Origin of the sequence: Vibrio qinghaiensis (genome assembly GCF_002257545.1) — a bacterium.
Taxonomy (GTDB): domain Bacteria; phylum Pseudomonadota; class Gammaproteobacteria; order Enterobacterales; family Vibrionaceae; genus Vibrio; species Vibrio ordalii.
Genome location: NZ_CP022741.1, coordinates 374,300 through 400,619, shown reverse-complemented (window position 1 = coordinate 400,619; position 26,320 = coordinate 374,300). Strand labels below are relative to the sequence as shown.

General features: G+C 43.2%; 23 protein-coding genes and 1 pseudogene. 12 read left to right on the top strand and 12 right to left on the bottom strand.

Annotation, left to right across the window (positions count from 1 at the left end):
* The first annotated feature begins 86 nt into the window (after positions 1-86).
* From CCZ37_RS02020 to CCZ37_RS02010, 3 genes are all read left to right on the top strand, one after another.
* Entirely contained in the window at positions 87-329 is a 243-nt protein-coding gene (locus CCZ37_RS02020) for a type II toxin-antitoxin system Phd/YefM family antitoxin (protein WP_010318194.1), read from the top strand.
* A gap of 8 nt (positions 330-337) precedes the next feature.
* Positions 338-637: a type II toxin-antitoxin system RelE/ParE family toxin gene (locus tag CCZ37_RS02015; protein WP_094499622.1), complete on the top strand. Its 300-nt coding sequence runs from the start codon at positions 338-340 to the stop codon at positions 635-637.
* Positions 638-1,032: 395 nt separating this feature from the next.
* Positions 1,033-2,385, top strand: a complete 1,353-nt coding sequence (locus CCZ37_RS02010) for a Fic family protein (protein ID WP_094499621.1) — start codon at positions 1,033-1,035, stop codon at positions 2,383-2,385.
* 371 nt (positions 2,386-2,756) lie between these two features.
* On the opposite strand, the gene glmS is transcribed toward CCZ37_RS02010, so the two are convergent.
* Both glmS and CCZ37_RS02000 read right to left on the bottom strand, forming a co-directional pair.
* Positions 2,757-4,589, bottom strand: a complete 1,833-nt coding sequence (gene glmS / locus CCZ37_RS02005) for a glutamine--fructose-6-phosphate transaminase (isomerizing) (RefSeq protein WP_094499620.1) — start codon at positions 4,587-4,589, stop codon at positions 2,757-2,759.
* Positions 4,590-4,674: 85 nt separating this feature from the next.
* The gene (locus CCZ37_RS02000) at positions 4,675-5,436 is read right to left on the bottom strand and encodes a DeoR/GlpR family DNA-binding transcription regulator (RefSeq protein ID WP_010318405.1); all 762 of its coding nucleotides are present in this window, start codon (positions 5,434-5,436) and stop codon (positions 4,675-4,677) included.
* Positions 5,437-5,860: 424 nt separating this feature from the next.
* Between CCZ37_RS02000 and pykF the strand changes: the two genes are divergently transcribed.
* Positions 5,861-7,273 carry a pyruvate kinase PykF gene (gene pykF, locus CCZ37_RS01995; RefSeq protein ID WP_026027602.1) on the top strand — a complete coding sequence of 471 codons (1,413 nt, stop codon included), beginning with the start codon at positions 5,861-5,863 and terminating at the stop codon, positions 7,271-7,273.
* Between the two features lie 393 nt (positions 7,274-7,666).
* On the opposite strand, the gene CCZ37_RS01985 is transcribed toward pykF, so the two are convergent.
* From CCZ37_RS01985 to CCZ37_RS01975, 3 genes are all read right to left on the bottom strand, one after another.
* Positions 7,667-9,532 (bottom strand): sensor domain-containing diguanylate cyclase, encoded by a 1,866-nt coding sequence (locus CCZ37_RS01985; RefSeq protein WP_094499619.1) that lies wholly within the window; start codon positions 9,530-9,532, stop codon positions 7,667-7,669.
* A 165-nt stretch (positions 9,533-9,697) separates the two neighbouring features.
* Positions 9,698-10,390: an oxidative stress defense protein gene (locus tag CCZ37_RS01980; protein ID WP_010318402.1), complete on the bottom strand. Its 693-nt coding sequence runs from the start codon at positions 10,388-10,390 to the stop codon at positions 9,698-9,700.
* A gap of 102 nt (positions 10,391-10,492) precedes the next feature.
* Complete coding sequence (locus CCZ37_RS01975) at positions 10,493-11,389, bottom strand: LysR family transcriptional regulator ArgP (RefSeq protein WP_029626876.1); 897 nt, start codon at positions 11,387-11,389, stop codon at positions 10,493-10,495.
* A gap of 122 nt (positions 11,390-11,511) precedes the next feature.
* On the opposite strand from CCZ37_RS01975, the gene CCZ37_RS01970 reads away from it, so the two are divergent.
* Complete coding sequence (locus tag CCZ37_RS01970; RefSeq protein ID WP_094499618.1) at positions 11,512-12,144, top strand: LysE/ArgO family amino acid transporter; 633 nt, start codon at positions 11,512-11,514, stop codon at positions 12,142-12,144.
* Between the two features lie 72 nt (positions 12,145-12,216).
* On the opposite strand, the gene mscS is transcribed toward CCZ37_RS01970, so the two are convergent.
* From mscS to epd, 4 genes are all read right to left on the bottom strand, one after another.
* Positions 12,217-13,080 (bottom strand): small-conductance mechanosensitive channel MscS, encoded by an 864-nt coding sequence (mscS, locus tag CCZ37_RS01965; RefSeq protein ID WP_010320745.1) that lies wholly within the window; start codon positions 13,078-13,080, stop codon positions 12,217-12,219.
* 296 nt (positions 13,081-13,376) lie between these two features.
* Positions 13,377-14,453 carry a class II fructose-bisphosphate aldolase gene (fbaA, locus tag CCZ37_RS01960; protein ID WP_010320746.1) on the bottom strand — a complete coding sequence of 359 codons (1,077 nt, stop codon included), beginning with the start codon at positions 14,451-14,453 and terminating at the stop codon, positions 13,377-13,379.
* A gap of 153 nt (positions 14,454-14,606) precedes the next feature.
* The gene (locus CCZ37_RS01950; protein ID WP_047688188.1) at positions 14,607-15,770 is read right to left on the bottom strand and encodes a phosphoglycerate kinase; all 1,164 of its coding nucleotides are present in this window, start codon (positions 15,768-15,770) and stop codon (positions 14,607-14,609) included.
* Positions 15,771-15,918: 148 nt separating this feature from the next.
* Positions 15,919-16,944, bottom strand: a complete 1,026-nt coding sequence (gene epd / locus CCZ37_RS01945) for an erythrose-4-phosphate dehydrogenase (protein ID WP_010320748.1) — start codon at positions 16,942-16,944, stop codon at positions 15,919-15,921.
* A gap of 322 nt (positions 16,945-17,266) precedes the next feature.
* On the opposite strand from epd, the gene CCZ37_RS01940 reads away from it, so the two are divergent.
* From CCZ37_RS01940 to CCZ37_RS01915, 7 genes and pseudogenes are all read left to right on the top strand, one after another.
* Complete coding sequence (locus CCZ37_RS01940) at positions 17,267-18,307, top strand: AbrB family transcriptional regulator (RefSeq protein ID WP_094499617.1); 1,041 nt, start codon at positions 17,267-17,269, stop codon at positions 18,305-18,307.
* Positions 18,308-18,538: 231 nt separating this feature from the next.
* Entirely contained in the window at positions 18,539-18,694 is a 156-nt protein-coding gene (locus CCZ37_RS18995; protein WP_167372366.1) for a hypothetical protein, read from the top strand.
* Positions 18,684-19,271 (top strand): Fic/DOC family protein, encoded by a 588-nt coding sequence (locus CCZ37_RS01935; protein ID WP_094499616.1) that lies wholly within the window; start codon positions 18,684-18,686, stop codon positions 19,269-19,271. Before CCZ37_RS18995 ends, CCZ37_RS01935 begins: the two co-directional genes overlap by 11 nt.
* 215 nt (positions 19,272-19,486) lie before the next feature.
* Positions 19,487-19,807, top strand: coding sequence for an IS66 family insertion sequence element accessory protein TnpA (gene tnpA / locus CCZ37_RS01930; RefSeq protein ID WP_094499615.1), 321 nt, complete (start codon positions 19,487-19,489; stop codon positions 19,805-19,807).
* Complete coding sequence (gene tnpB, locus CCZ37_RS01925; protein ID WP_094499614.1) at positions 19,804-20,157, top strand: IS66 family insertion sequence element accessory protein TnpB; 354 nt, start codon at positions 19,804-19,806, stop codon at positions 20,155-20,157. The genes tnpA and tnpB overlap by 4 nt, the downstream gene beginning before the upstream one ends.
* A gap of 59 nt (positions 20,158-20,216) precedes the next feature.
* On the top strand, positions 20,217-21,749 hold the full coding sequence (tnpC, locus tag CCZ37_RS01920) for an IS66 family transposase (RefSeq protein ID WP_094499613.1): 1,533 nt from the start codon (positions 20,217-20,219) through the stop codon (positions 21,747-21,749).
* A gap of 25 nt (positions 21,750-21,774) precedes the next feature.
* Positions 21,775-21,942: pseudogene (locus CCZ37_RS01915) on the top strand (AbrB family transcriptional regulator); the annotation flags it as partial.
* 174 nt (positions 21,943-22,116) lie between these two features.
* Here the strand turns inward: CCZ37_RS01915 and herA are convergent.
* From herA to CCZ37_RS01900, 3 genes are all read right to left on the bottom strand, one after another.
* Positions 22,117-23,952 (bottom strand): anti-phage-associated helicase HerA, encoded by a 1,836-nt coding sequence (gene herA / locus CCZ37_RS01910; protein WP_094499612.1) that lies wholly within the window; start codon positions 23,950-23,952, stop codon positions 22,117-22,119.
* Positions 23,949-25,214 carry an SIR2 family anti-phage-associated protein gene (locus CCZ37_RS01905; RefSeq protein WP_094499611.1) on the bottom strand — a complete coding sequence of 422 codons (1,266 nt, stop codon included), beginning with the start codon at positions 25,212-25,214 and terminating at the stop codon, positions 23,949-23,951. Before CCZ37_RS01905 ends, herA begins: the two co-directional genes overlap by 4 nt.
* Before the next feature lie 429 nt (positions 25,215-25,643).
* The gene (locus tag CCZ37_RS01900) at positions 25,644-26,156 is read right to left on the bottom strand and encodes an RNA methyltransferase (RefSeq protein WP_000213748.1); all 513 of its coding nucleotides are present in this window, start codon (positions 26,154-26,156) and stop codon (positions 25,644-25,646) included.
* Positions 26,157-26,320: the final 164 nt, after the last annotated feature.

Genomic DNA, 26,320 nt, shown 5'->3' with positions numbered 1-26,320 from the left:
TTGCACCAATCGCACGATTTAATCAAATTGCACATTTAGCTCGATACTCTATAATATTACTGCACTTACAGACTTGGAGCTTAACCATGTACACATTAACAGCAAATGATGCCAAACGTAATTTCGGTGAACTGCTTTTAAACGCTCAACGTGAGCCAGTTAAAATTAGTAAAAACAATAAAGATGCCGTTGTTGTGATGTCGATTAGAGACTATGAAGAACTTGAAGTCATGAAAGCCGATTACATAAAACATTGTTTTGAGTCCGCAAAAGCAGACTTAGCCCAAGGCAATGTAGTTAACGGTGAAAACTTCCTAAACGCGTTGTAAGCAAAAATATGCACAATAGTGAATATAAACTAAGTAAATTAGCACAGGCTCATTTACATAAAATCAAAAATTATACCGTTACAAACTTTTCCGAGATGCAGTGGAACGCATACAAAGACACTCTTCTTACTGGGTTTCAGATGCTCGCTGACAACCCAGCGGTAGGCAGAAGCTGCAACGATTCATATCAAAATGGTTTTTACTTCCCTATAGGCAAGCATACGGCTTACTTTACCAAGGAAAACAGTTTTATTTTGGTCGTTGCAGTCCTTGGACAATCGCAATTGCCACAAAACCATCTGCGATAATTATCACACCCTAGCATATTGAGTTAGGATGCAATTTTGATTGGAAAACTAACACATTCCCCAGATTACAGTGAAAGTGCGCGTCGTTTATTAACCGACACCATGACTCTGCACTATTACCAGACCCATCACGCGCTTTAACCCTGTCGTTCGGGTTGTTTATACCTCCTCCTTTTAGGGGAGGTGATCCCTATAACATTCCAACATTAGCTACGCTAACCACTAGAAAAATTGCAGATAAACATACAAAATTAAAAACTATCTTTAATGTGATTTTTAAAATAAAAAGCAACATAACCGCATGAGCTATCCAACACCCTATAGATTTCACTTGCTGTAGTCTTGTTTATGTTTAATAGTCGTAAACATAGAAAATAATAAATTTGGTTTGTTGTATGAAAAAGAAAGTATTTGGAATTGAAGTGCCACCAGAAGCTAGAGAAAACGAACTTTCTCGGTTACCACAAGATCTATGGTCAAAGGTTAGCCCTAAGCTCTGTGGCTTTAATTCTAAGGGCGATTATTTATCTTGGGATGAATTCATTACTAGGACCCCTCAACTAAAGGATCATAAAGAATCTGCGTGGCATCTGCTAAAGTTAAAAAGAAACCTTGAAGTTATTGATAAGCTTTTTGTTTATAAACCCAAAGGTGAGATAGCTCTAGCCTTATATAGCATTTCTTCGTTAGTCCATAAGATTCACAAGATTGAGCGTTTATCTACGTTAAAGCATTTAAAGCTTCAAGATAATGACTCTCATCGATACTTAACTACTAGCCTTATCATGGAAGAGTCTATATCAAGCGCTCAAATGGAAGGTGCAGCTACTACGAGACCTGTAGCTAAAGAACTATTATCTTCAGGCCGTGAACCTAGAGACTTCTCTGAGAAGATGATCATCAACAATTATCGGCTTATGAAGTTTGCCAAAGAATCGATTGATGAGCAGTTAAGTATCGAACTCATCCAACAATTTAATCATGTGGCCACTCTAGAAGTAATTGAGAATGATCATGTAGCTGGCATGATTCGTGAGGATGCAATAGCTGTAAGAAGTGTTGTTGATGGTGAGCTAATTCACCAAGCTCCTGACGCAAAAAAGGTCAGACAGCTACTTCAAAACCTATGTGATTTTGCCAATGAAGAACATGAAGGTGCCGAGTTCATCCACCCAATGGTTAAGGCAATTATCTTACATTTCATGATTGGCTACATTCACCCGTTTTCAGATGGAAATGGTAGAACGGCGAGAGCATTGTTCTATTGGTTCATGCTGAAAAGTGGTTATGGCAACTTTGAGTTCATCTCAATATCATCATTACTCAAAGGATCGATGAATAGGTACGCTCGAGCATTCGTTAAAACTGAAGTAGATGAGTTTGACTTAACACACTTCATTGATTTCAATATGGGGATCATCATTAGGGCGTTAGAAAGCTTTACAACATTCATACAGAAAAAGATTGAAGAAATTGAGAAGACTCGCCTAGATCTTCATAAATCTCCGTACTTTAGTCAATTTAGACACCCACATATTACGATTATTAAGAAAGCGCTTGAAGATGCTGGTCGTGAATTTACGGTTAAGGAATGGCAGGTGGAATTTAACGTTACAGCAGCGGCTTCAAGAGGTTACTTGGATAAGTTGGTAGACCTAAATCTTCTGATTAAAAACAAAGAGAAAGGTAGTAGACAGTATAAGTACCTATCGCCTAGGAATCTAAAAGATAGACTTAAAATAAGCTAGGAACTCTTAGATATGTTCACTGTAGTGAATTGGTAAAGTTGGCCAAACAGTTAGATAAAGAAAAATAAGTCAAATATCGCTTTGGTGAAGTATGTGTCGAATCAGTTGAAACAAGGAAAGGGGACAAAAACTGTTTTAACAAACCACATCGATTATCATAAATGGCTTACTCCCAACGCTCACAAAACTGATTCCCTCCCCCTAAAAGGGGGAGGAACAAAAGCGTTATGAGCTTCTACTTTGAAGCATTTAGTGGCAGAAGCGGGTTTGTGCCGAGTCGCTTATTTACATCACCTCGGCCAAGTGTTTGAGCAAAGAAAAACGATCAAACTTTATCGTCTTCCGACAATATGCACTCTCACCACCTTGTATCACTCAACTGTGACCGCTTTGGCAAGGTTACGAGGTTGGTCGACATCCGTACCTTTGATTAAAGCAACATAGTAAGAAAGAAGCTGCATTGGAATGGTGTAGTAGATCGGCGCGGTAATTTCACTCACGTGTGGCATGGTGATGATTTTCATTGTTTCATCAGCCGCAAAGCCTGCGTCTTGATCGGCAAACACATACAGCAAACCGCCACGAGCACGCACTTCTTCAATGTTCGATTTTAGCTTCTCTAACAGCTCGTTATTTGGCGCAACCACGACAACGGGCATATCAGCATCAATCAGCGCTAATGGGCCGTGCTTTAATTCACCCGCCGCGTATGCTTCAGCATGAATGTAAGAGATTTCCTTCAGCTTTAATGACGCTTCAAGCGCGATAGGATAAAACTCACCACGGCCCAAGAATAGAGTGTGGTGTTTATCTGCGAAATCTTCAGCCAGTGCTTCAATCTGCTTTTCATAGGCAAGGGCGGCATTAATTTGTGCAGGCAGTGCATGCAGAGCTTCAACAATTTCCGCCTCTTTTTCTTTATTAATGCACTGCTTTTGTTTACCAAGAGCGGTCACTAACATTAGCAAGGTTGCAAGTTGAGTAGTGAAGGCTTTGGTTGACGCCACACCAATTTCTGTTCCGGCGCGAGTCATGAATGCGAAATCAGATTCACGAACCAGTGAAGAACCCGCCACGTTACAAATAGTCATCACCGCCATATAGCCCTTTTCTTTCGCTAAGCGCAAAGCGGCTAAGGTATCTGCTGTTTCACCGGATTGAGAAAGCGTGATCAACAAACTATTTGGACGAGTCACAAATTTGCGATAGCGAAATTCAGAGGCAATTTCCACATCGCAACTCACGCCTGCCAATGCTTCAAACCAGTAACGCGCTGTCATGCCTGCGTTGTACGATGTTCCGCAAGCGACGATTTGTACGTGTTCTACTTGGCTAAGAATTTCGGCAGCGTTCACACCAATGCTTTCTGTCACTACGCTGTCTTTGGTGATACGGCCTTCCATGGTGTTAATCAATGCCGTTGGCTGTTCAAAGATCTCTTTTTGCATGAAATGACGATATTTACCTTTATCGCCAGCGTCATGCTCTGCGTTAGATTCGCTAATTTCACGCGTCACTTCTTCGCCGTTTGCAGCAAAAACTGTCACATCGCGGCGTGTAACTTCCGCAACATCACCCTCTTCAAGATACATAAAGCGGCGTGTAACATTCAGCAAAGCTAATTGGTCTGAAGCTAAGAAATTCTCACCGACACCAAAACCGATCACGATCGGGCTACCAGAGCGAGCAACCACAACACGGCTTGGATCTTTGCGATCAAGTACCACAGTACCGTAAGCACCATCGAGTTGTTTAACGGTTTTTTGCACCGCTTCAAGCAGTGAACTGGCCGTGCGCAGTTCCCACTCAACAAGGTGAGCAATGACTTCGGTATCGGTTTGCGATTCAAAAAGGTAGCCGCGTTCACGCAGAGCGTCACGTAGCGTTTCATGGTTTTCGATAATGCCGTTATGCACAACCGCAATATCGCCCGACATGTGTGGGTGAGCATTAATTTCGGAAGGTTCTCCGTGTGTCGCCCAGCGCGTGTGCGCAATGCCTGTGCCTCCGGCCACATGCTGCTTTTCGACTGCATCGGCTAGCTCTTGCACTTTGCCTAAACGACGAACGCGCGTTAATTGACTCGCACTATCCACCACAGCAACGCCAGCTGAATCATAACCGCGGTATTCCAAGCGGCGTAGTCCTTCCACTAAAATTTCAGCCACATCTCGTTGTGCTACTGCACCTACGATTCCACACATAAGGTTTTACTCCATTTTAGATTTATGCTTCATCCCTAAAACCGCAAGCGAAGGCCTTTATTTAGGAATGGTTGAATAGGGTTAACTAGGCTCGGATCACTCGCACTTGGTGCGATTCAATCAATGCTGCATCTTGAGCTGTTAGCTCATTATCGGTCATTAACACGTCGATATCCTCCCAAGCGAGCTCAAGGTTGGGAATTTTTCGACCAACTTTGTCTGATTCGATCATCACGATCACTTCTCGTGAGACTTCGGCCATCACTTTGCTTAGGCCAATCAGTTCATTGAAGGTGGTGGTGCCACGTTCAAGATCAATACCGTCAGCGCCAATAAACAGTTGGTCAAAATCGTAAGAGCGCAGTACCGACTCGGCCACTTTGCCCTGAAAAGACTCGGAATGGGCATCCCAAGTACCGCCCGTCATTAATAGTGTCGGTTCGCTTTCTAGTTCATTAAGGGCGTTCGCCACATGCAATGAGTTGGTCATCACCACCAAACCGCGTTTATCATTCAGTTGCTGAATCAATGCTGCCGTAGTACTACCACAGTCAATAACGATGCGATTGTGGTCTCGAATTAACTTAGCCGCTGCTTTAGCCAACTTTATCTTTCGATTCGAAACTTTAGGGCTAAACTCATCATTGACCACCTCTTTAGGCAGTGCAATCGCACCACCGTAACGGCGTAAGAGTTGACCGTTTTTCTCTAAAGAGGCCAAATCCTTTCTAATCGTCACCTCTGAGGTTTCAAACTGAGCAGAGAGTGCATCAACACTGACCTCACCCTGTTCATTCACAAGGTTAGCGATGGTGTGCCTTCTCAGTTGTGTATTTCGTTTCGACATTTATATTTTTCTTCAACATTACGAATCGAAAGCAATATTAGTCGAACCGAAACTTTATTGTCTATTTATTTCGATCTAAAAATTTAATAATTCACGCTAAAACCTTGTCCTAAGACAATTCTTAGGCAGTGATATTGAACTCATTAGGTGGTAGAATTCGCGCCGAAAAGAAAAAAAATTACAGAATTGACTGTTATTCTTTTGCAACTTAGCCGATTTAAAGTCAATAAGTGGCAAAATAACGCTATAAAATCGACAATGCTTGGTCATAAAATGACTAAACTGTTGAAAGACTTTCAGCTCTAACGTCACAAAATCACATCAATATTGTTGGGTAATAGATAAGAAAAATTGCCGCTTGTGATGACGCTAGAACACTCAACCAACTTCAAATTGTAATCATATTTACCGGAGAGAACCTTCCATGAAAAAGACCAAAATCGTATGTACGATTGGCCCTAAAACTGAATCTGTAGAGAAGCTTACTGAGCTAGTGAATGCTGGCATGAACGTTATGCGTTTGAACTTCTCTCACGGTGACTTCGTCGAACACGGCACTCGTATTGCGAACTTCCGTAAAGTAATGGAAAACACTGGTAAACAGCTTGCGATCCTTTTAGACACTAAAGGTCCTGAAATCCGTACCATCAAACTAGAAAATGGTGATGACGTTGATCTCGTGGCTGGCCAGGATTTCACTTTCACTACGGATGCAACCGTTGTAGGTAACAAAGATAAAGTTGCCGTGACTTACTTAGGTTTTGCTAAAGACCTTACTGTAGGTAACAAAATTTTGGTTGATGACGGCCTGATTGAAATGGAAGTGATTGCAACCACAGAAACTGAAGTGAAATGTAAAGTGCTGAACAACGGCGCGTTAGGTGAAAACAAAGGTGTTAACCTTCCTAACGTTTCAGTGAACCTTCCAGCTCTTTCTGAAAAAGATAAAGCAGACCTTAAATTTGGTTGTGAGCAAGGCGTTGATTTTGTTGCAGCTTCTTTCATTCGTAAAGCTGACGACGTACGTGAAATCCGCGAACTGCTAACAGCAAACGGCGGCGCAGATATCCAAATTATCTCTAAAATTGAAAACCAAGAAGGCGTTGATAACTTCGACGAAATTCTTGAGCTTTCTGACGGTATCATGGTTGCTCGTGGCGACCTAGGTGTTGAGATCCCTGCGGAAGAAGTTATCTTTGCACAGAAGATGATGATCGAAAAATGTAACCGCGCACGTAAAGTGGTTATCACAGCAACTCAAATGCTTGATTCAATGATCAAGAACCCACGTCCAACTCGCGCAGAAGCTGGCGACGTAGCCAACGCGGTAATGGATGGTACTGATGCAGTGATGCTTTCTGGCGAAACAGCAAAAGGTAAGTACCCTGTTGAAGCGGTCACCATCATGGCGCAAATCTGTGCTCGTACAGACCGCGTTCTACAAGCTGAGTTGGGTTCTCGTTTAGACAGCCCACGCCTACGCATTACTGAAGCGGTATGTAAAGGTGCGGTAGATACTGCTGAGAAATTGGCGGCTCCACTTATCGTGGTCGCAACTGAAGCGGGTAAATCAGCTCGTTCAGTGCGTAAGTACTTCCCAACAGCGAACATCATTGCGGTAACCACTAACAAGAAAACGGCCGCTCAACTCGTTCTAACTAAAGGTGTAACACCGGTTGTTGTTGATACTATCGACAGCACTGATGCGTTCTACATCAATGGTAAAGAGATTGCACTCGCTTCTGGTCTAGGTAAGAAGGGTGATATCGTAGTGATGGTTTCTGGTGCTCTTGTCGCTTCAGGTACAACCAACACAGCTTCTGTTCACGTTCTATAATAGAAACGTAAGCTAGAAACAGAAAAATCGGGGCGAGCCCCGATTTTTTTATTTCCGCTATTTACGCTGAGTTTACCAACCAAAAAACTCTTTATGGTGTGTATTAAGCAGCAAAACCATAGGTAAAAAATAGAGTGCGCTAAGCTGAACACCTAGTACCGCCAAACACCCCACAGTTAGCCTCACTAGAAAATGGGTATACATACAGTGCCTCACTCGACCGAAGCGTATGATTTCCATCTCTTTCATTCAATTGAATCAATGAAACTCTCACTTCCCATCAACAGTAGAGCAAACAAGCCAGCATTAAGCCGTTTACTTACCTTTTAGTTTAGCCTACTTTGGTTTATTGATAAGACTTTAGTCTAATGTCGTGAAAAATGTGAAACTAGGCTATATATCGCTACTCGAGCATAATGAAACTCGATTTCGCCCTAAGGTTTTTGCCTCATATAACGCAATGTCAGCGTATTTATACGAGCGTTTACCATCTGCAGTTAAGTCAGTAAAACCAGCACTGATGGTCACGGTAAGGCTTTGCTCTACCTCTACTGCGACTCGTAAGCGGTTCAAGACAATCTCCGCCTCTTCGACAGAAGTATGCGGCATAATAATCGCAAACTCTTCACCGCCAATACGCGCCAAAAAGTCCGTAGTGCGTAATGTTTGGCTCAAAATCTCGCCGACTTTAATGATGACGCGATCCCCTTCATCATGCCCTTGTTCATCATTCACTCGTTTAAAGTAATCAATATCAATTAAGACAAGGCAAACCTGATGACTTTTAGGGTAACGTTGAACGAGTTGTGTGTGGTGCTGCAATTCTGCTTCAAATTTACGGCGATTCCATAGCTGAGTTAACGCGTCTTTTTCGCTCAATTCTCGTAATCGGTTTTCAAGCTCTTTGTGCTGAGTAATATCGACTAAAGACGTAATATAATAACTGACTTTAGTCGCCTCTTTAATCGCTTGAATTCTCATGATGGCGGTTAGCGTCTCACCTTGCGTATTGACCATTTCTACTTCACCTTCCCAGAAATGTTGCTGCGATACCTCTTCAAGTACTTCGAGCATAAACTCCATACCATTTGGACTGAGCAATAACTTTAATGCGTTACTGCCTTTTATCTCGTCAATAGAAAGGCCGGTGATTTTCTCAAATTCGCCATTAACCATCATCACTTGATGCTTTCTGTCTGAGATCATCACTGCAGACATACCATTCAAGGCCGCTCTTGCCAGTTTGCTTTCAATACGTCGATGATGGTAATGCAACGCCATGGAAACCGTAGGAAGCGCAAAAATAAGAATGACTACAACAACAAAGAAAGCTTCTTTGATTAAGTCATTGACGTCACGCTGCGCTCGCTCATCCAATTGCTCATCGGTGAATTGAATAATTAAAAAGACGGGTTTCAGTGAGGCAAACTTAAGGGTTGTATATACAGTCATCTTGTTATTTTCTTGCACGTACCCAGAAGGCTTAAGCTGCATCTGTTGCCAGGTTTTCGGTAATTGAAGTGCCAGATTTACGTGCTGGTTAGAGGGTAATAAATCTCCAAATAATTTGGTTTTATCGCTAGAAGACAAGTAGAAACCGGAGTCGCCGATAAGCTCGGGAGTTAACTGTGGATCACGCGCATGAGTTAAGCGCGAAGATTGTGACCAAATATCAACATTGAGAACCAAATAGCCTTTTCGCTCCCCTAATACGGTAACTGGCGTGATCACACATAGCATCGGCTGTATAGCCGCTGCACTCGGAGCATCTGCCAATGTAATGCCCCATACACCTACCTCTCCCTCTGAGAGCTTTTCTGCAAAAGCAATGTAGTCATGATGAGTTCTGTCTTGCTGCGCTTTTACACTAGAAGCCAAATGATTAGTCGCAGAATAATGAATCCGAAGTTGTTCATGCCCGGATACGTCTAAAAGTGCAATTGAGCTATACCATGTCTGTTTTTCAGTAACAGAAGACCAGATTTTTTCAAGACGCTGTTGGTTAGGTTCTGAAGGAGAAAAAATAAATTCATACAAACTTTGGCTGCGACTAAGTAAATCAATAATGGAACCGACTTGAGCTTTCAAGCCCCGATATTGATGCTCACTCTCATTAAGTTGATCAAATGCCTCCACCACCGTACTCTGCGTTGCGTTCTTCTTCACTTCTTGATAACGCTGATAGTAATACCCTGTCACTATTACGCAGAATAAGAAACAAGTGATGAGAAGAAGGCTGATTATTTTTGTGTATCTCATGACTTGTCTAAATATTAACCCTAAATAATGATGAGCGGATTATAGCATCTTAAAAAATAGACAAAACAAAAAGCTACCTATTAACAAAACAATCAATTTATGGAAGTAACCACTCATTTCAATTCAATTTAAATTGACCAATTAATCAGTAGCTTCGGAGGGAAATTAGTTGTTCAATTGATAAACAACTTCCACTCTATCGCGAATAGTCAGTATCGAATCTTGATAGCTGTTGGATTCAGATTTTGCATCCATTGCCATAGCACGCATCATAATCGGCTGCACGCCGGGCGAGTTATAGTCGATCTGCCACACATCACCTAATTTCAACTTAAATCCTTCTGCCAATGATAGTGCTTTGGCATTCGCATCTTGAATCGCCGCTAACCGAGCTTGTTGCTGGTATTGCTCTTGATTCCGAACTTTAAGTTGAATATTGTCGACTTGGTTTATACCTTCACCAAGAGCAATATCAAGGTATTGATTAAGTAGGCTGAGATCGCCAACGTTCACCGTCACACTTCTCGTCGCTTGGTAGCCCACTAACTCAGGCTTGCCCGACTTAGGATAATGGTATTGGGGCGCAAGATAGAGATTTGAACTCGATATTTGCTGGGCAGTAACGCCAGATTCTTTCAGACGTGCCGCAAATGCTTCCACCACTTTGTCGACCGCACTTTTTGCCTGCTCAGCGGTAAGTGTCGATTCAACCACTTTGACTGAAAACTCAGCCATATCAGGCACGGCAATCACTTCACCGTAACCTGTTGTTGAAAGATGAGGGAAATTCATTTCCTGCGCCACAGACGCAAAACTAAACAATCCAGATAATAGCGCAACATTGGTTATTAATTTCATGGGAGTTACCTTACTCAAATGGGTGAATACATCATAGGCGATACTCAATATAAGCACAGTTAATAGCTTATGAAATGACACAACTTTGACGTTGAACTTTTGTCATTGCGGCAACACATGACGAGCATATTGAACAATGGCCTGAGAAATCTCCTGCAATATTCCCGTTTCTAACTGCCAATGATGCCAATAAATACGGTTGGTTAAGATAAAACCTGGCGTGATTTCAATCAAAGTACCCATTTCAAGTTCTCGGGCGATTTGTAAACGAGGGATCAAACAATATGCCGCTCCTGATAGGGCTAATTTCACAAAAGCTTCTGAGCTACCTACTGTATGGTTTATGACCGCATCTCTTGGCACATTAAAGTGATCATGCAAATACTTTTTATGCAGATCATCATACTGATCATACGATACCGCTGGTGCTTTTTTTAAGGTATGAAAGTTCACACCTTGAGAGAAATAACGCTGATAAAACTCCGGGCTGGCAACACACACATAGTCCATTCGGCCTAAGTAGTCAGCATGGCAACCAGGAATGGCTTGCGATTCTAAGCTTATTGCGCCAGCTACTTCGCCATTTTTAATTTTTTCAATGGTACGTGACTCACCGAAAACCGTCAGGTTTAACTCAACTTGCCGCGTTTTCATCGTATTCGATAACGCAGGAAGTAACCAAGTGGCCAAACTGTCCGCATTAGTGGCAATAGCTATTGAAACGGGCCGCGTATTCTCCTCATTCATCAATTCAGGCACCAGTTCATTTTCAAGCAAACACACCCTACGATACAGCCCTAGCAATTTTTTTCCCACCAGCGTTGGCCTTGGTGGCTGCTCTCGAATCAGGACCGGTTGGGCAATAAATCTCTCTAATTGCTTGATCCTTTGTGAAATAGCCGATTGTGAAATATAGAGATTTTCAGCGGCTCGCTCAAAGCTTCCTTGTTGCAGTACCGCATCTAATGCCTCAATCCATTTGTAATCTAGCCCTCTCATCCAACGCCCCTTTTTATGATTATTAGCATTACTAATATAATATTAAAATCATTAATTATACTTATTTTTATACTCTCGCTATTGTGCGCTCACTGTATTGAATCATTACGATGAGGTGAGCTGTGAATGTGTGGATTTTGCTACAAGGTTTTGGCTTAGGTGCAACGATGATTATTCCTATTGGTGCACAAAATGCCTATGTGCTAAACCAAGGAATTAAGCGCAACCACCACTTAACGACAGCGACCATCTGTAGTCTACTGGATGTGATGTTTATTTCTCTGGGTATATTTGGTGGCGGTGCCCTACTCTCAAGTAACGAAGTCTTACTGACCTCGGTTACCTTAGGTGGCGTTGCTTTTCTCTCATTTTATGGATTTCTTTCTTTAAGGAGTGCCTTCACTTCAACAAGCACTAATGAATCGGATGGAGAGGTGATCGCACGTGGTAAACGGACGGTTATTTTGGGCGCATTGGCCGTTACTGTGCTTAACCCACATTTATATTTAGATACGGTTGTAATTTTGGGATCGATTGGGGGTCAGTTTGAAGGCCATGATCGCATCGCGTTTGCGCTAGGAACCATGATGGCCTCTTTTGTATGGTTTTATTCTTTATCAATTGGTGCTGCGAAACTGGGGCCAACGCTCTCAAAGCCTAACGTGAAGAAAGGAATAGATATGGCCGTGGCTGCAATGATGTTTAGCATCGCCTTTATCCTTGCAAAAGGGCTGGCAATTCAATATCTGATGTAAGTGTAACCAACAAAAAGAAAGGGCATGAACTGAATAATCATTTCATGCCCTTTTCACTTGATTGAAAATGAATTAATTCACTTTATTCAGATGAACATCCATTTGTGGGAATGGGATCTCAATACCTTCTTTATCCAACTCTTCTTTGATGGCTTGCAACAAATCAAAATAAACAGCCCAATAATCGGCCGTTTTCACCCAAGGGCGAACCACAAAATTGACTGAAGACTCAGCCAAAGCAACGACACCAATCGTTGGCGCTGGATCTTGCAACAAACGAGGCTCTGCTGCGATCACTTTAGCCAGCACTTCTTTGGTCTTTTGCAGATTGGACTTATAAGAAACACCAATCACCAAATCAATACGACGAGTATCATGGCGTGAATAGTTGACAATTGGGCCACTGATGATCGAACCATTAGGCACAATCACCATTTTATTGTCAGGCGTGCGCAGTACTGTTGAAAAAATTTGAATCGATTCAACCGATCCAGCGGTACCACTCACTTCGACGTAATCACCGGATTTGAATGGACGGAATGCCACAATCAACACGCCCGCCGCGAAGTTTGATAGGGATCCTTGTAGCGCCAAACCAACCGCCAATCCAGCCGCACCAATAATGGCCACAACAGACGCTGTTTGTACACCAATGCGTCCTAAAGCGGCAATTAATACCACCACAAATAGCGTATAGCGGACTAAACCATGAACAAACTCAACAACTGCTTTGTCCATGTCTTTCTTTTTCAGAGCCTTGGCAACGCTTCCAGCCACAGCTTTCACTATGATGTTACCAATAAACAGAATCAGGATAGCCGAAATAATATTGACGCCGTACTGGATCAAAAGATCTGAATTATTGGTTAGCCAAGCATTAGCTTGCGCTAGACTGTCCACTAATGGAGCTTCGATGCCCATTGATTCACCTGACATATTGCATTTCCTCTTTATAAAATCATTTTAAATGTTGTTGTTACCACTGAACATCAAAGACAAAAAAACGACTGACAATAAACCGTCATTTTTTTGGCACAATATCTCACTTTGGTTATTTTGCAAAGTCAGCTTTATGTAAATACTGATAAAACAAATAGTTACCCGTAAGTGTTAATATGAACTTGTTAGAGGTTAAGCAATATTTAAACAATTCGCCAGTCATTTTGGCTGAATTTCGCCATAAAAAAACCCGCTCATTGAGCGGGTTCATCACTTAGTTCAGATAAGTGAAATTATAGTACGTCGATCGCATTAAGGTCAGCGAAAGCTTTCTCTAAACGAGCAACCATCGATGCTTGACCAGCACGTAGCCATACGCGTGGATCGTAGTATTTCTTGTTTGGCGCAGATTCACCCGTAGGGTTACCAATTTGACCTTGTAGGTAATCATGGTTTGCTGCTTCGTACTGACGGATACCGTCCCAAGTTGCCCACTGAGTATCAGTATCGATGTTCATTTTGATAACACCATAGCTGATTGACTCTTTGATCTCGGCTTCAGAAGAACCAGAACCACCGTGGAATACGAAGTTTAGAGAGTTCGCTGGAAGGCCAAATTTCTCAGAAACATACGCTTGTGAATCACGTAGGATAGTTGGAGTCAGTACCACGTTACCCGCTTGGTAAACACCGTGCACGTTACCGAAAGAAGCGGCGATAGTGAAACGGTGGCTCACTGCGCTCAATTTCTCGTAAGCGTAAGCTACGTCTTCAGGAGAAGTGTACAGCTCAGATGAATCCATGTCTGAGTTGTCAACGCCGTCTTCTTCACCACCAGTACAACCGAGTTCGATCTCGATAGTCATACCCATTTTAGCCATACGCTCTAGGTATTTCGCACAAGTTTCAACGTTCTCTTCTAGAGACTCTTCAGAAAGATCTAGCATATGTGAAGAGAATAGAGGCTTACCAGTTTGAGCGAAGAACTCTTCGCCTGCGTCTAGTAGACCGTCGATCCAAGGAAGTAGTTTCTTCGCAGCGTGGTCAGTGTGAAGAATAACCGGCACACCGTAAGTTTCTGCTACAGCGTGAACGTATTTCGCGCCAGCAACTGCACCTAGGATTTGTGCACCTTGACCTTCAAGTTTAACGCCTTTACCAGCAAAGAAAGCCGCGCCACCGTTAGAGAACTGAACAACCACTGGCGCTTTAACTTTAGATGCAGCTTCAAGTACCGCATTGATTGAGTCAGTGTTTACTACGTTTACTGCTGGAAGTGCAAAGTTATTTTGTTTTGCAACTTCAAATACTTTCTGTACGTCATCGCCAGAAATTACGCCTGGTTTTACGAAATCGAAGATCTTAGACATGGATTTGATCCTATTTTTTCTATCGTTTTAAAAATAAAACAGTTAAGTTTAAATTCTTGCAAACGTTTGCTCACAACTGGCGTCATTCTAGCAGAATAAAAACGCACGTGCAGCAAACAAGAAAGCGGGAATCACTCCCGCTTTCATTCGTCATTAAGCTTTCGCGCGTGCTTCTAGCATTTCAACCGCTGGTAGTACTTTACCTTCAACAAACTCAAGGAACGCACCGCCACCGGTAGAGATGTAAGATACATCCGCTTTGATACCGAACTTGTCGATTGCCGCTAGTGTGTCACCACCACCAGCCACTGAGAAACCTGCAGATTTCGCAATCGCTTCAGAGATACCTTTTGTACCTGCTTCGAAGTTTTTGAATTCAAATACGCCAACAGGACCGTTCCATAGAATGGTTTTTGCGTTAGCGATGATTTCAGCCAGTTGCGCGGTTGAGTCTGGACCTAGGTCGAAAATCATATCGTCATCTTGAACATCCGCCACGTTTTTGATTTCCGCTGCTGCGTTTTCATCAAAGGCTTTTGCACAAGCAACATCTGTTGCTACTGGAATAGAACACTCTTTCATCAACTTTTTAGCCGTTTCAAGCAAGTCTGCTTCATATAGAGACTTACCTACGTTGTGGCCTGCTGCTGCAATGAAAGTATTGGCAATACCACCACCAACAACCAGTTGGTCAGCAATTTTAGATAGCGATTCTAGAACCGTTAGTTTAGTAGACACTTTTGAGCCACCAACGATAGCCACTAATGGACGCTCTGGGTTATCCATGGCTTTGCCTAGTGCTTCAAGTTCTGCTGCCAATAGTGGACCAGCACAAGCGATAGGTGCTTGCATACCAATGCCGTGAGTTGAGGCTTGTGCACGGTGAGCCGTACCAAATGCATCCATCACAAATACGTCGCAAAGAGCGGCGTATTTTTTAGATAGCTCTTCTTCGTTCTTTTTCTCGCCTTTGTTGAAGCGAACGTTTTCTAGAACAACAAGCTCACCTGCGTTTAGCTCTAGGCCATCTAGGTAATCTTTTGCCAGTTTCACTTCGCAATCTAGCGCGTCGTTTAGGTAATTAACCACTGGTAGTAGAGAGAACTCTTCCGCGTATTCGCCTTCAGTTGGACGACCTAGGTGAGAAGTAACCATCACTTTAGCGCCCGCCGCTAGGCAGTGCTGAATTGTTGGTAGCGATGCAAGAATACGTGCATCAGAAGTTACTTTGCCATCTTTAACTGGTACGTTTAGGTCAGCACGGATAAATACGCGTTTACCTGCTAGGTCCAGGTCGGTCATCTTGATTACAGACATGGTTTGTCCTCTCAAATATTAATAAATAAAGTTTTTGGAAACCCGGCAACCTTGCCGAGCCTATAAATTCTTCAAACTGGTTATCGATATGGAGATTTGAGTTATTTATTTCAAGACTGAAAATAAATAAATCTCCATCATCCTGCTACTACTCGGATGCTTGCATTGCGAGTGCCGTATCCAGCATGCGATTCGCAAAGCCCCATTCGTTATCACACCAAACGAGCATTTTAACAAGCTGCCCGTTGCTCACTCTTGTTTGTGAACCATCAACAATCGCACTATGGGGATCGTGGTTAAAGTCGATGGAAACAAGCGGAGCTTCAGTATAGTCAACAATGCCACGTAATGTACACTGAGATGCGTTAACAATGGTTTGATTTACGTCATTAACTTTCACATTCGTATTAATTGTGACGCTCAAATCCATCGCGGTGACATTAACTGTCGGTACGCGCACTGATATCGCTTCAAATTTGTTAGAAAATTTCGGAAAGATCCTTTCAATTCCTTTGTGCAACTTGGTGTCCACTGGAATGATGGATTGGCTTGCGGAACGTGTTCGACGCAAATCGGTGTGGTAGGCATCGATCACTTGTTGATCATTCATTGACGAGTGAATGGTGGTAATGGTTCCTGAATCGATACCAAACGCTTCATCAAGCACTTTAATAATCGGTACAATGCAGTTGGTGGTACAGGATCCGTTTGACACAATGCGGTGTTCTGCGGTTAGCGTCTCATGGTTGACCCCATAAATGATTGTATTATCCAGATCATGTGAGCCGGGATGTGAAAAGAGTACCTTCTTTGCGCCTGCCTCAATGTGCTCCAAACCATCGGCTTTTGAGCCGTACACACCCGTGCAGTCGAGCACAATATCAACGCCTAAATCACGCCATGGCAGAAGTTTGATTTCACTAAGGTGCAAAATTCGAATCGAGTCATGCTCACCCAACCCGTGATGAACATAGATATGCTCTTGATCATTGGTGATCTTTTTACCAAATCGACCATGAGTAGTGTCGTATTGCAGTAGGTGCGCCATCGCATCAGGTAGCGCCAGCTCGTTGACCGCCACCACTTTTATCTGCTGACTTTTTCCACTTTCATATATCGCACGCAGCACGTTGCGCCCGATACGCCCAAAGCCATTGATTGCTACCCTCAGCATCTTATCTCGCCTATCTCGCCCTGATTGGTTGGAAATAGTAACCGATACTCAGTGATTTGGCACGGTGATCCACTGCAATAAATGATAACGCTCAACATCAGCGGATAGGCGCGATAAACCGCTTAATCGCCCGTTCTGCTCAATTGGAGAGGGATTTCTAGCGTTACTACTAACCTATTCCGACAAAAAGAAATATCATACGCTCTGTTTTCCTGTGCCAACCCAACAACCATCAACACTAACTCTCCACGCAGAGGCGTTAGCTCGCCGTCTTCGATGTCGTGGTTTTTGCCACATGATGAAAAGGAAAAGGAAAAGGATGATGTTCGCAAGCACTGCTTTCACACTCTTTATTCAAATCTTGCTTGTCGCCGCAGTTGCTGCGGGTACGGGGGCGCTACTCTCCATCCCACTTTCTGAAATGTTTATTGCCGCGGGTTTGGTTATTGTGCTGCACAAGAAGCGTTGGCTGACCCTTCATACCCCGCCGTGGCTGCTGCTGTTTGTGCAAGTCGTGCTTGGGATCAGTGTCGGCGCGACCATCAGTTTGAGCGAGCTAGGCACCAGCTTAACCTTGCCGGTGATCGTGGGTTTGGTGTGCTGTTTAACGCTGCAAATCATCAGTAGCTATTTGTGGCTCACCAAAAAAGAGGGTTGGACGCCGTTTGAATCTCTACTCGGTGCCGTACCGGGTGCCATGGCTGCGATTTTGCTGATCAGCGAATCAAGCGAAAAGCCTTCCGCCAAAGTGGTCTATTCCCATTCTGTGCGCCTGATGATCCTCACTTTGTTGGCACTGTTGATCTCCAACAGCGCGCCGGATAGCGCATCCGTAGACGGCAGCTTGACTGTTTACGCTTGGCTTATTTTCTTGGCTCTGGCGCTGATGAGTTTGCTACTCGGTAAAGCTTCCACCTTACTCGGCATTCCTGCGCCTTATATGTTGGCTGCGTTACTCATCACCGCCAGCTTTAATGGCTTTGCCACCGGCATTGATATGCAACTGCCGAAATGGATGGTGATATTCGCCACCGCTTTACTCGGCATTTTGATCGGCTCACGCATTGCCGATACCACACTGCGCGAAGCCATGGCGTATTCGCGCGCAGGGGTGATGGTCACCATGATTGGCCTTTTGGTCGCGCTGGCGGTCTCCGGCGTCTTTTCTATTTTGATCGATAAATCATGGGTCGTGCTGCTGCTTTCTTGGGTTCCCGGCAGTGTAGAAGCCATGACCGCCGTCGCCTTACTGCTCGGCATGGAGCCTGCGTTTGTGATGATTAACCACGCTCTGCGCCTGTTGTTGCTCTATTCACTGCCCGCCATGCTGAAAAAGCAGTTAGAGGAGTTGAGAGGGAGGTGATGGGGGAATTTTTGAGTAAGAGCTAGCTAGTGGATGGGGTTAGTTCAGAGTTGCCCCGAAACCATTTAGAGTAGTGACTCATTCACATCCTGTTAATGCGAGTTTGCCCTATAAAAAGTTATTCAATTTGACTTCAAACATTCAATTCAAGACTGTTTGGCCAATTAAGTTTGATAGTTAGTAGGTTGGCAGTTAAAATGATAATGTCAGACCCCTTAGTAGAGTAAGCTTATGAAACACGTCAAGGCTGAAGCGAACAGCTCCAAGACTAATCGTCAATTTGTCCCTAAAGCGAAAAACTTTAAAGTCAGCACGTCTTATGAAGGGCTTACTGCAAAAAGTAAACCTCAATCACTGGAAGCGTTAAAACGGCAATATGCGAGATAAGTACGGAGTCGCTCAGGATCATTATTGCTATCCTCACTCTAATACACTTATAAATTTACTTAATATTCGTGACAGCGAAAAACTGGATGAAGCTGAAGTCGCATTCTCTGAACATCGATATATCGAATATTCGAGTCTTGTCTCAGATTTAGAAGACTTCGATATAGGACACTTTAGACATCTTCATTGGGTGCTTTTTCAGGATCTGTATGGATGGGCTGGAGAAGAACGTGATGTTGATATCAGTAAAGGCAACACGCGCTTTTGCCATTGCTCTTTTATTGAAAGAGAGCTTATACGGCAGCTAGAACGTATCCCCCAACTTCGTGAATGCTCAGATCGTATTGAATTTATTCGACTAGTCGCAGATATTTTTTGTGAAATTAATATCATCCATCCTTTTCGAGAAGGAAATGGTAGGGCCACACGGTTTTTCTTTGAAGAGCTTGTTTTTGTGGCTGGATATGAACTTGATTGGCCTGAGATTTCAAAAGAACAATGGATTGAAGCCAACGTACAAGGATATCTTGGTGACGTATCATTTCTAGAGCTTATTTTTGATATGGCAATCAGTTAAAGACCCTTCTATCTACCCAAAGTCCGCTCAGGCAACTGTTAAAGCTAGCCCTTTTCAACTCAAAAATGCCCCATTTCTGCTTAGTGCTATTACTCATTCATATCTTGTTAATGTGCAATTGCCCTACAAAAAGTTGTAAGCGCATCATAAACACCGCATTCTAATCAACCTCAGTCCGCCATAAGATCAAATCTCCAACCTCAAGGAGATCTGAAATGGCAAAACGACGCACCAACCAAGAATGGCAAACCTTGTTTGAAAAATACCAATCCAGTCAACTATCCCAGCGTGTTTTCTGCGAGCGCCATAGTCTGAGTCTTTCGACCTTTTATGCAAAGCGTCAACAATTGCAGTGCTTTGGGCAATCTCAAACTGGTGGCTTTATCAAAGCTGAAGTCGTTGAAAAAACGACTCGCTACCAAGTAACTCAAACACCCGTCGCCAACATGACATTATTTATTAATGACGCTGAACTCAGCATTCCACAGGGTACACCTGCCTCGTATCTGGCAGAGTTAATCGGAGCACTGTCATGAAACGAATGTTGAGCGCCCCGAATGTTTACCTGTATCGAGAGTTCGTGGACTTTAGAAAATCCATCAATGGCCTAGCGGCGATTATCGAGTCCGAAACCGATTTGCCGCTAGGTACAGGCGCACTTTTCCTGTTTACCAATAAACAACGCGACAAAGTCAAAGTGTTGTACTGGGATAAAACGGGCTTCGCCCTGTGGTACAAACGGCTCGAAAAAGCCAAATTCAAATGGCCCACTCAAGAGAAAAAACAGGTCTACACCCTGACTCAATTTGACTTAGATAGACTGTTATCTGGCTTCACGATAATCGGCCATAAACCGATAAAAATAGACAATTTTACAATGAGTTAATCTCGATAAAAGTCAGTTATACCAAGCCTTGACGTGGTGTTTTTAGTATAATCAATGCCATGAAAAAGACGCCCGATATTAACCCAGAAAGCCAAGACATCGCCGAGCTTCAAGCTATGGTGAAAGCGTTGATGTCGGAGAAAAAAGAGTGGCAACAAGAGCGCCAATCCTTAATTGAACAGTTTAAACTGGCCCTTGACCGTCAATTCGCCAAACGCTCGGAAGCGTTAAAGCCTTATAATGAAGCGCAAGGTGACCTCTTCAATGAAGCGGAATGTGAAGCGGCGAAAGCGGAAGATGAGGTTATCACCACCACAACGACGACCATTAAACGTCGTGGTAAACGTCAACCGCTGCCTAAAGACTTACCGCGTGAAACACTCGTACTTGACCTAGATGAGCACGACAAGCAGTGCTCATGCTGCCAACACGCTCTGCATAAAATCGGCGAAGACCGCAGTGAAAAGCTGGAGTTCACGCCCGCCGTCCTAAAAGTATTGGAAGTCGTTCGCCCGAAATACGCCTGTCGTCAGTGTGAACAACAGGCTGAAAAAAGCCACATTCACCAACAACCCGCACCGATAAGTATCATCCCCAAAAGCTTCGCTACCGAAAGTCTGCTTGCCAACATTATTTTAGGCAAATATCAGTATGCGCTTCCGCTGTATCGTCAGGAAACCTTGTTCACCCAATCAGGTATCGAGTTATCGAGAACGACCATGGCCAGGTGGGTAATCCAGGTGAGTGAAAAGTTCAAACCGCTTTATCAGGCACTGAAGGCTCACTTACTCGAACAAGTGGTGGTTCAGGCCGATGAAACGCCGCTCAATGTGCTCAAGGAAGACAAGCAATGTTACATGTGGTTGTACTGCTCGGGAGCCGACTCCCCTGAAGCTAAACTCCCTGACATGAAAAATATCGTCTTGTTCGACTATCAAAACAGTCGCGCGAGAGTGTGCCCCGTGAACTTCTTGGGTGATTACTCAGGCTATCTGCAAAGTGATGGTTACGCGGCTTATGATGGATTAAGCAACGTCACTAATGTCGGTTGCTTCGCTCATGCACGTCGTAAGTTCATGGAAGCGAAGAAGCTTCAGGGCAAGGGTAAAACAGGTAAAGCGGATGTGGCGTTAGCCAAAATCCAAAAGTTGTACGCACTTGAATCTCGATTAAAACTGGCTTCGGTTGAAGAGCGTTGGGCAGAAAGACAAGCGCAGGCTAAACCGATGTTGGATGACTTCTATGACTGGTTAACCACGCAGAAAGTCATCGAATCGAGTCCTCTTGGTAAAGCCATCAAGTACACCTTGGGTCAGTGGCCTAAGCTGATACGCTATGTTGAAGATGGGCATTTATCTATCGACAACAACCGAGCGGAACGCGCAATCAAATCGCTGGTCATTGGCAGAAAAAATTGGTTATTCTCGACGAATCCGCTTGGTGCTGATGCGAGTGCTTTGCTGTATAGCATCATCGAGACGGCGAAAGCGAACGGACTGATACTCTACGATTACATGGTCAAATGTATGAAAGAACTGGCAAAGCCAGAGCCTGATATCAACTCACTGCTTCCTTGGAACTTCTCATACTAAAACGCCCCGTGGGATCATGGGGCGCATACTGCTTTCTTGGGTTCCCGGCAGTGTAGAAGCCATGACCGCTGTCGCCTTACTGCTCGGAATGGAGCCTGCGTTTGTGATGATTAACCACGCTCTGCGCCTGTTGTTGCTCTACTCACTGCCCGCCATGCTGAAAAAGCAGTTAGAGGAGTTGAGGGGGAGGTGATGGGGGAATTCTTGAGTAAGAGCTAGCGGATGTGGTTAGCTTAGAATTGCCCCAAAACGTTTTAGGTCGATATAACTACTACGAGTTTTTAGTTTTAATGTGCCATACAAATGCTAATCAATTTTGACTTGTTATTAAGTCTGGCAACTACAGCCAATATTCCAATTGAGATACTTACGACCATATTGACGCAAATGCAGCATCCGAAGATTTTGGTTTAGGTACAGCTTCATCAATGGAGAATCGAATTGGGATATTGAAAGCTGAACCGAAACCGATAGCATCACCTCTAGGCAAACCTGAAATTTCACTAAGTGTATGTTCATTGCCGTTTTCTATTGCATATCTTAATGCATTGATGTCCCGCTCGTTAGTCAAACGCAGAGAGATCCAGTTAGAGCACATGGCGAGAACAGTTGAAGATAACTCTGATGGCCTCTGTGTACTCACTAGCAAAGAGCAATTAAATTTACGCCCTTCTTTTGCAAGTCTTTCGTATGCCTTAAGCTGAGTTCCCTCTTCAGCGAAAGGGTCTCTAAGGTAGTGGTGGGCTTCTTCCAAAAGAAGCATCGTGGGGTAATTGTTGTCTTGCCCTCTTTTAAATAACACATCTGAGTACATTTCTAAAAGTGAACCTAAGATCATTGGGGCATGGTCGTCTGCAATGTTCTTTAAATTAATGATATGAACATCCCAATCTTGCGCTTCCCCCGCTTTCTTACCAAAAATATAATCGACTTCTTTTTCAACTTCCTCTTGCCACATACTTGCAGGATTGTTGATAGCTTGTCCACCAGATAGATTAACTACATTATTAAAGCGTGGGTCATCTACAAGTTGTTGAATAATCTTAACCAATGGCAATACGTTGCCATAACTAAAAGCATCCCTTTTACTTGTACCGTTAGGCATGAAAGCTTGGCAGCCAAACTCTGCAACAAGGTTAGCTAGCGCTTTAAAAGGAGGCCATATTGAAAAATACCCAAGAGAGTTGCTTCTTAGTTTTTGCAACCATTTACTTAATTGTTCTTGTCCATCTTGCCTACAATCATCAACCAATTCGAACCAAGTTGTTGTGGTTGAAGGTGGTATGGTTTCTCCTGTAAGTATAGTGCCATTGTTACCAGCACAAACCATATGGAGTGATTTCAATGCATTTCGTAGTGCAGGAAGTTGCGTTTTATCGCTTGGTCTGAGTAACTTGATTAATCCAGCATAGCCAAATGCTTGATAGGGGATTCGATGATAAACAGGGTGTTTACCGTCAAAAATCTCGAGGGGCGGAGGTGGTACGGCTAAAGGCGGGAATAATTTAGCGGGAGAAGATGGAACACTTCCTAAGATTGTCTCCTTAACTCGCGTTTGCCCAATAAAAGCATCAGCATATTCACCATTTATATCGAATATAACGATTCTAGAACTTTTGAATTTTCCACGAATTCTTTGTGACAACAAAGCATTGAAATTTGATTTTCCATAACCTGTACTGCCTAGCACGGCAAGATGTCTAGAAAGTAGCGAGTTGATACCTACATTAATTTTCGTTGTTTTGGTTCTAGAATCTCGACCTAGCTCAACAGTAGAATTCTTTTCATCTTCATTCACACCATAGATACTTTCTAGGTAGTCGCTCGATAGTGGAATAGCTTTCGCACCTAACGTAGGTAATTTCCAACTCTCAGAAATAAATTTTCGATTATCACCATTCTGACATACATAGCCGATGGAATACGCTATGAGTTGCCTTAAAGGGGTATCAATTACATTCATCGTCCCCACATTAGAAGAGTGGGCTTTATCAGGATCAACAAATGCCATGTCTGTAACTCTGGCAATCACAAGAGTAGTACCTGCATCTAATCCAATTAAATCACCTGGCTGAGAAACAGAACTTATACCGCGTCGGTGAGATGCTAATTGACCTTTATGTCCTTCCAGTAAGTTAACGCGAATTTTCGTTCCCTCAAGAGCAACCACATACCCAATAGAATCAATAGTCTCAATGCTCATATCTGATTTCCACTTTGAACTAAATCATTGATCGCAGCTACGAGATCTTGCGTTGAAGTATCTCGAGGGAATAAAACTGGTTTCGGGATGTATTTAACAAATGAATCGAAGTAAGCAGATGAGCCTCCACCAACAATTGTAATTTGATTCAATGACAGTGATTTGAGCTTTTTAATACACTTTTGAGATTCGCTTAAACCTTCGGCATCTACCGAGATTTTATCAAGTTCAGGATAAAAAATAACAATATGTAAAGATGGGTTTAGTAGTGCACCTAGAATTATCCGATTGATATGGTAGTCACCAAAACCATATCCGTTGATGATGATAGCTGTTTGAGGCTTTGATAAGAACTCACTAAACCGACGAAACATCTCGCCATATACAAAGCCGATTGTATGGTGGTACTTATTCGCACCTGGATAAATTAAGAATTGCTTGTCATAAACAGGCTCTCCATTTAGCAATGGATCAATATAGCGACTTTTAGCCAGAGCAGAGGGGATTTCTTTAATGTCACTGTTATGCTCTTGAATCCATGACAGTGAGCCATGTAATTTATGCAAGTAAGCATGATAATGTCCAAATCTGGCTTCACCTTTTGCATTAACGTTTCTGAAGCTCAAATCAAAATTTTGGGGTTGGAAAGTTCTCGTATGAAGTCCAGAAAAACCATTGACAAGTTGGATGCCTATTTCTTCGGCTGCCCACTCTAATGAAAGATCATAGTTGGTGGTGAAAAGCATCGGAGCTGCTTGACCTGGCTGGCGATTTGAAATTAATTTTTCAAGCAGTTCTCTGTGATATTTGAACTTATCTTGAGATCCTAATTTTTCATCACCAAAAGATTCTTGCTTTACCAGTAATGCAGCTTTAGTTACTGATTGATATAAGCAAAGAAGGATTTTCTGAAGCTTACCCACTGGTGGGGACTCAAAATCTGTTCCGATGTTTAATGGTGTTGTCTTTTTGTATACCGATAAATATTGAGTTACTTGATCTAAAAGTTGCTCCACATTTACATCTTTATTATTAATATTTTTTTGAGTTATGAGATTAAAAGTAAGTAATTCATCGAGTAGATCAGGCGAACAGTCTATTGCATCAAGCCATACTCCTTCCATTGTCATACCGCCACATCCTACGGATGCACCAGCACCAAGAAGGACACCAATGTTTTCTAATTGGCATAAAGAGCCTAGATGACTTTTAAAGTCATCCTCAGAAATTGCAATTCCACCTTGATAGATAAAGTTACTCATTTAATTATTCTCAAATAAAACACACTGAGAATATTGTGCAACTTTATGTGTATAAAAACAATGAATCACGCAGTCAAGTGAGCTGAGGACAAGTATCTTATTGAACTTTCTACACATGGGATGAGTGTGTAGGTTTGCAAGGTCGGTCGTTAAACATTCTTATGCTTTACAAGTGAGTTGAAGCGGTTGCCCTAACTCACTTTTGTCCATAAACGTGTTATCAATTCACAATCAGCCACAAAATCCAAATGACCACAAATCCAGTTCCCTCCCCTTCTAGGGGAGGGTTAGGGTGGGGTATTTTAGTTATCACTGATGTAAAGTTTGCACACAGTTGAGTAAGGCTGGTGTGAAATACCCCCTCCCATCCTCCCCCTAGAAGTGGGAGGGGCATAAAGCATTTTCGCTAACGTAAAAAGTGAACGCGGTTTAGCTTTTCACCTTCAACCGATTTTTATTATCTCGATTGGCGATCACTTGTGCTTGATCGTCAATCTCACCGAGGCTTTTGGCTAAACGGTCATACAACACAACATTGACGGTGGCGGCGAGGTTCATACAGCCGTGGGTGGGCACGTAAACCACATGATGCGCTTGATCGACCACCTCTTGCGGCAGCGAACCATCTTCGGGGCCAAACAGATAAATCGCTTGTTCTGGATGGGTAAAGTGAGGCAGCGCGGTTGCACCTACCGCCAGCTCGACACAGACGATTTTGACTTCACTATCCAATCCCGCGGTGAGGTCGTCCATCTCGACCAATCCAATACGTTCATGGCTATTTTGAGTGTCGGTCTGAAATTTCACGGCGCGAGCATAACGCGTACCGTTGTAACGCACTTGAGTGGCGTTGTAGCAGCCAGCAGCACGCATTACTGCGCCGACGTTGGTTGGGCTTTTCGGGTTGTGCAATCCAATAATTACGGTGGAAGAGGTGGTCATTGCGGTGGTTCTCCTTCTGTGTTGCTTTGAGTTGAGCTTGGCTTACGAATAGTGCGATGTTGTCTAACACGAGAGAAAAGCCTGTTGATCGCTCAATCTGAGCCTGTACTTAGGGAAATTCCTTAAGCAATCGATTGCTAATAGTGCTTTTGTTCGGCGACGAT